We start from the raw sequence: 5,881 nt of genomic DNA, 5'->3' as shown, positions 1-5,881 counted from the left end.
GGTCTGATCCGTATGGTTAACCAACGTCGTAAGCTTCTTGACTACCTAAATGGTAAAGACCACGGTCGTTATGTTGCATTGATCGGTGCTTTAGGTTTACGTCGTTAATTCGATTTAAACTTTATTTTCGGGTTTATTGCATGCCTTGTGCTTTATTGCTGAAAACTAAAGTCGGTTTAGCCTTTGGCTAGATCAGGGGAAGGGGCGAATGTTCGCTCCTTCTTTGTGTTTAAAAATAGTGTTTATTTCTGGTGAGGTCGGCTTCTAAGCTTTGTCATTTACCCGTCCATTTGGATGTGAATGCCAAACCTTAGGGGTCTCCACTAGAATAAAATCAGGAAAAAATAAAACATGTCGATGTTTAATATTGTTCGTAAAGAATTCCAATTTGGTCAACATCAGGTTGTCCTAGAAACAGGTCGTGTTGCGCGTCAAGCCAATACTGTATTGATTAGCATGGGCGGCGTAACTGTATTGGTTGCTGTTGTTGCTCAACCAACTGCTAAAGCAGGTCAAGACTTTTTCCCACTGACTGTTAACTATCAAGAAAAACAATACGCAGCTGGTCGTATTCCTGGTGGTTACGGTAAACGTGAAGGCCGTGCATCTGAAGCTGAAACGCTGATTTCACGTCTGATCGACCGTCCAATCCGTCCATTGTTCCCAGAAGGTTACTATAACGAAATCCAGGTGACTGCGACTGTTGTATCTTCTGACAAGACTATGGAAGCTGACATTGCAGCAATGCTGGGTACTTCTGCAGCACTTGCGATCGCAGGTACACCATTCCGTGGTCCAATCGGTGCGGCACGTGTGGGTCTGATCAACGGTGAATACGTTCTAAACCCAAGCTTTGAACAATTGAAAGAAAGTGATCTTGACCTTGTGGTTGCAGGTACAGAATCTGCAGTACTGATGGTTGAATCAGAAGCGAAAGAACTTTCAGAAGACCAAATGCTGGGTGCAGTATTGTTCGGTCATGATGAAATGCAAATCGCGATCCAAGCAATCAAAGAATTCGCGACTGCAGCTGGTGCGAAAGAATCAACTTGGGTTGCTCCTGAGAAAAACGAAGACCTTCGTGCAAAACTGAAAGAAGCATTCGAAGCGAAAATCTCTGAAGCATATACCATTGCGGTGAAACAAGACCGTTATGCAGCACTTGATGCACTTCAAGCAGAAGCACTCGCTCAGTTCGTTCCAGAAGGCGACGAAACAGGTCTTGCTGATGACGTAAACGAATTATTTGAAGATCTTAAATACCGTACCGTACGTGACAACATCCTGTCTGGTAAACCACGTATTGATGGTCGTGATACTAAAACTGTTCGTGCCCTTGATGTACAGGTTGGCGTATTAGACCGCGCTCACGGTTCTGCATTATTCACACGTGGTGAAACTCAGGCATTGGTAACTACTACTCTGGGTAATACTCGTGATGCGTTGATGGTAGATACCCTGGCCGGTACTAAAACTGATAACTTCATGCTTCACTACAACTTCCCTGCATATTCTGTAGGTGAAACAGGTCGTGAGTCTGGTCCTAAACGTCGTGAAATCGGTCATGGTCGTCTGGCTCGTCGTGGTGTTCAAGCTGTGCTTCCAGCAGCTGACCGCTTCCCGTACGTGATCCGTATCGTATCTGACATTACTGAATCTAATGGTTCATCTTCAATGGCGTCTGTATGTGGTGCTTCTCTATCATTGATGGATGCCGGTGTTCCACTTAAAGCACCAGTTGCGGGTATCGCAATGGGTCTGGTGAAAGAAGGCGAACGTTTCGCAGTTCTTTCTGACATCCTGGGTGACGAAGACCATCTTGGTGATATGGACTTTAAAGTAGCGGGTTCTGCCAACGGTATTACTGCGCTGCAAATGGACATCAAGATCGAAGGTATTACTGAAGAGATCATGGAAGTTGCATTGAACCAGGCTTATGCAGGTCGTATGCACATCCTGAACGCGATGAATCAAGTGATTTCACGTGCTCGTCCAGAAATTTCTATGCACGCGCCGACTTTCCAAGTGATCAACATCAACCCTGACAAGATCCGTGACGTGATTGGTAAAGGTGGTGCCACTATCCGTCAAATCACTGAAGAAACTAAAGCTGCGATTGACATCGAAGATAACGGTACAGTACGCGTATTTGGTGAAACTAAAGCTGCTGCACAAGCTGCGATTGCAAAAATCCAGGCGCTGACTGCTGAAGTTGAGCCGGGCACTATTTACACTGGTAAAGTGATTCGTATCGTTGAATTCGGTGCGTTCGTGAACATCCTGCCAGGTACTGACGGTCTGCTTCACATTTCTCAAATCTCTAACGAACGTATTGCCAACGTGGCTGACGTATTGAAAGAAGGTCAGGAAGTGAAAGTACAGGTTGCTGACGTTGACAACCGTGGTCGTATTAAATTGACAATGAAAGACATCGAACAAGCATAATTCGATTACTTTTAAGTCTGAAAAAGCCCGCATCATGCGGGCTTTTTTATTTGGACAGATTCTTTATTTAAGAACCGAAATACATTTAATAATCACATTCTAGATAAAACGGATGATTAAACCTTATATGGAAAGACTCTTGGTCAAGAAAGCTGTTCTCATTCAGGTAAGCGGATCGGCTTCAGAGTTTTTCAGCATGCGATAAATCTCGTCTTTCAGTTTTAGCTTTTTGCGTTTAATCGCATCGATATCATCATTGATATGATTGACTGGATCGAGTTCAAGCTGGCTAATCTGTTTGTCCAATTCGCTATGTTCCTCAAACAATCGGGCAAAGTACGGATTTTCCTCACGTAATTGCACAATTAAATCACGGTATTCTGGGAACATATATTTGATCTTTTTATTGCAGTCTTTGGTTTTCATAGGGATATTTATCACTCAAAAAATAAAAGAAAAAAGCAAAATATGCCCTAGTCCGCATTGATCTAACTCAAGCAGACCGGACATTAAAAGGCATTATTTGAAATGCAGATGTTTCACCTCACGACGTAATTCCTGCACTTCATCAATGAGATCCAGCATCATGGCAACGGCACTAAAGGAAGCATCAAAATCACGCTGCAAACGGTAAGCGCGTTGTGCTCGAGTAATATCTTCCCCGAGGAAGGTACCAGGATGGGTTTTAGAACGGTTCGGCAAAATTCCATGTTCAATGAGTTGCATCACCCATTCCGGACTTTGGCCACATGCTTCAGAAAAGTGGAACAAATCAAAGGTACGATCATCCATGATTTCAGAGGGGATATAACCGTTGGAAAAGTTTTCTCTATATTGAATTGTAGTCATAGCTCTACTCCTTAAACAGCCAGGCTTGAGACATTCAGAGAGGAAGGTCGTCCTGAAGTAGGGGAATGCCATAATATTTTATGGCCGATGCGCTGTGCCCTAACGGTATGGAATGCTATTTGAACCAGCATCCTGCCTAGAAGAGGAACTCCTATCCTATGGAAATCCTGCTTGAACCTGAACAGCTCAGTCTGGGCAGGGAAACAAAGATCTAGGCGGGCATCTGTTTTTATAGTTTTATCTGTCATTTGCAAACCATCCGCTGTTTGCAACACACATTTACCCATGCCTATTAATTGAGGAATACATGTTGCATGGATACTCCGTTCCAGAGGTTCCAGAGTCCGTAGCAGATTGAATTGCAGCTGAAGATAGATCATTGTGTGAATAAAAAATAACCGTCTTCAATTCATTATTATGAGTTTGGGTTAAGGGAAACAGTTTTTATTTGTACTTAATTGTTTCAAATCATAACCATTAAAAAAGCCCCTGAAACAGGGGCATGGAAAACTGAAAAAAATTAGTATTTTATCCAGGTAACACTGCGTCCGATAACCGAAACGCCTACATAACCACGCAGGGTCAGACGTTTGCCATTGGCGCTTAAACGCGCTTTACCTTTGTAAACTTTGCCGCTGATTGGATCCAGTACCTTGCCATCATGGAATTCGCGAGGTTTTTTTGGGTCTGCCTTAAAATCCCAGATAAATGGCAAGCCAATAAATGGTTTATTCTTAAGTTGTCCTGGACATTTGCTACAGATTCCCAGTTTTTCTGCACCTGGCAGGCTGCGGGTTTCTACGATAATTCCCTCATAGCTACCATCTGGTTTTTTGCGGATTTCGACATCAGCACGAGAATAACCGGATTGATCATCGATAGTCTTCCATTTCCCCAGTAGTGGATCTTCAGACGCAAGGCTTAAACCTGCTGCTGTTGCTAATGTGATCCCCATCATTAAGCGACTTAAAATTTTCTTCATAACATGCCTGTTGATCAATGATTATTCGTATTAGATTTATTACTCTAATTTATTCATAAAATGTAACAAAATCAATAGCGTAAAATGTGATGAGATTGGCATAAAATTAATAAATTCATGTGAATTATCACATGACCTAAAAATAAAAAAGCTCCTAAGGAGCTTTTCTTAATAATCTGAATTCGAAACTAGTTTTTAATCCAGGTCATATTGCGTCCGACCGGTGCACCTTCAGCACGGCTATGAATGACGAGATGCCTGCCATTATTTTTCAGGCGGGCACGGGCCTGATAAAGCTGTCCAGAAACCGGGTCGAGCAGAGTGCCGTTAATAAATTCATTGCTATGGTCGGGATGACTGCTCAGTCCCTTAAGCATTGTTAGTCCAATGAGCGGCTGATCCTTTAATGCGCCTTTACATAGAGTGCAAGTTTGCTGTCGAGCTGCCCCAGGAATCTCACGCACATGCACAATTTTGGCAATATAGCGATCCTGAGCATCTTTACTAATCACCACATCTGCCAGGGAATAACCGGTACGGTCATCAATGGTTTTCCAGTGGCCAAGCAATGGATCACTGTTGGCGAACGCGGATAGACTGATGGTACTTGCTGCTGTAAGAATGATAGAACAAAGCAGTTTGAATCTCATTGCCACATTACCCCATGCTATTGAAAATATATTTAACTTCTTAAAGGCATAAAAAAATTATGGGATTAATATAGCGTGAAAAATACACTAAATACCAGTCAATAATCACATTAAATTAAGAAAAATGAATATGAGTTAAAAATTACGTTCATTCAGCATGATGAGAATGAGTAAGTATTTACGTGATAAGGAATGGGATAAAGATAATGATTTTAAGCTGTTCAAGCCTTTGATCTGGCCAGACAGCTTGCAGATGAGAATTTATAAAAAATGAGATTTATTCGACTTTCACCCAGGATACTGTTCGTCCGAGCATGGGTGTACCTACATAGTCACGAAGCGTCAGTACATTACCTCAGGAATTCAGAGTTGCCTTGCTTTTATAGACATTACCGGTTAGTGGATCGAGAATTGAACCATTAACGAATTCATTTTTCTTTTCAGGATTTGGTTTTAGACCTGATAAGACAGAGAGACCCAGAATAGGTACGTCTTTCAGTGCCCCCTTACATTTAGAGCAATGGGTATGTGCAGGACGATTTGGAATGGCATGGATACGAACAACTTTACCCTGATAAGTACCATCATTGAGTTTACTGATTTCAACATCAGCACGCGCATAGCCCGTTTTGTCATCAATGGCTTTCCATGTGTCCGTGATTTCGGCTGCATAGCTGAAGCTCTGCACAGCACATAACATCACACCCATTAAATATCGAAATTTCATTTAAAATCTTCCACTTATTTTTTTGATTTTTTTACTTTGAAAATACCGTTGATCTTCTGATTCTATCGGTGTGCAAATTTTAATCATGAGGCAAGCTTGAAGTTAAGTACATTTGTCTTTTTTTTATGAGGAATTTTGGTCAATATTTTATGAAAATGTCTTGTCCTGAAATAGATTGACAGTATTCCACTTCAAACCGAGTTAAGTAATTAGCTCGGTTTTAGTTTG

The 5,881-nt window shown here is 41.8% G+C and carries 7 protein-coding genes; 2 read left to right on the top strand and 5 right to left on the bottom strand.

Going from position 1 to position 5,881, the window contains the following annotated elements:
- Together B4J23_RS03220 and pnp are read left to right on the top strand one after the other, a co-directional pair.
- Positions 1–108 (top strand): 30S ribosomal protein S15 (locus tag B4J23_RS03220; RefSeq protein ID WP_291358743.1); only part of this gene is annotated, 108 nt, incomplete at its 5' end.
- Positions 109–357: 249 nt separating this feature from the next.
- Positions 358–2,445, top strand: a complete 2,088-nt coding sequence (gene pnp, locus B4J23_RS03215) for a polyribonucleotide nucleotidyltransferase (protein WP_291358742.1) — start codon at positions 358–360, stop codon at positions 2,443–2,445.
- Between the two features lie 162 nt (positions 2,446–2,607).
- On the opposite strand, the gene B4J23_RS03210 is transcribed toward pnp, so the two are convergent.
- From B4J23_RS03210 to B4J23_RS03190, 5 genes are all read right to left on the bottom strand, one after another.
- A complete protein-coding gene (locus B4J23_RS03210; RefSeq protein WP_004781728.1) occupies positions 2,608–2,871 on the bottom strand; it encodes a YdcH family protein in 264 nt (87 codons plus the stop codon).
- Between the two features lie 93 nt (positions 2,872–2,964).
- A complete protein-coding gene (locus B4J23_RS03205) occupies positions 2,965–3,294 on the bottom strand; it encodes a chaperone modulator CbpM (RefSeq protein WP_004781729.1) in 330 nt (109 codons plus the stop codon).
- A 520-nt stretch (positions 3,295–3,814) separates the two neighbouring features.
- Entirely contained in the window at positions 3,815–4,276 is a 462-nt protein-coding gene (locus B4J23_RS03200) for a DUF2147 domain-containing protein (protein ID WP_286713948.1), read from the bottom strand.
- 188 nt (positions 4,277–4,464) lie between these two features.
- Positions 4,465–4,926, bottom strand: a complete 462-nt coding sequence (locus tag B4J23_RS03195) for a DUF2147 domain-containing protein (protein WP_005232479.1) — start codon at positions 4,924–4,926, stop codon at positions 4,465–4,467.
- 355 nt (positions 4,927–5,281) lie between these two features.
- Positions 5,282–5,653, bottom strand: a complete 372-nt coding sequence (locus B4J23_RS03190; RefSeq protein ID WP_291358741.1) for a DUF2147 domain-containing protein — start codon at positions 5,651–5,653, stop codon at positions 5,282–5,284.
- Between the last annotated feature and the right edge of the window lie 228 nt (positions 5,654–5,881).

Origin of the sequence: Acinetobacter sp. UBA3025, assembly GCF_002367915.1 — a bacterium.
Taxonomy (GTDB): Bacteria; Pseudomonadota; Gammaproteobacteria; order Pseudomonadales; family Moraxellaceae; genus Acinetobacter.
This window is presented reverse-complemented; position numbering and strand designations above follow the sequence as displayed.

Excerpts from the sequence above, each read along its gene's own strand:
- B4J23_RS03205 (WP_004781729.1), bottom strand. The coding sequence starts at position 3,294 with ATGACTACAATTCAATATAGAGAAAACTTTTCCAACGGTTATATCCCC.
- pnp (WP_291358742.1), top strand. The coding sequence starts at position 358 with ATGTTTAATATTGTTCGTAAAGAATTCCAATTTGGTCAACATCAGGTT.
- B4J23_RS03200 (WP_286713948.1), bottom strand. The coding sequence starts at position 4,276 with ATGAAGAAAATTTTAAGTCGCTTAATGATGGGGATCACATTAGCAACA.
- B4J23_RS03190 (WP_291358741.1), bottom strand. The coding sequence starts at position 5,653 with ATGAAATTTCGATATTTAATGGGTGTGATGTTATGTGCTGTGCAGAGC.
- B4J23_RS03195 (WP_005232479.1), bottom strand. The coding sequence starts at position 4,926 with ATGAGATTCAAACTGCTTTGTTCTATCATTCTTACAGCAGCAAGTACC.
- B4J23_RS03210 (WP_004781728.1), bottom strand. The coding sequence starts at position 2,871 with ATGAAAACCAAAGACTGCAATAAAAAGATCAAATATATGTTCCCAGAA.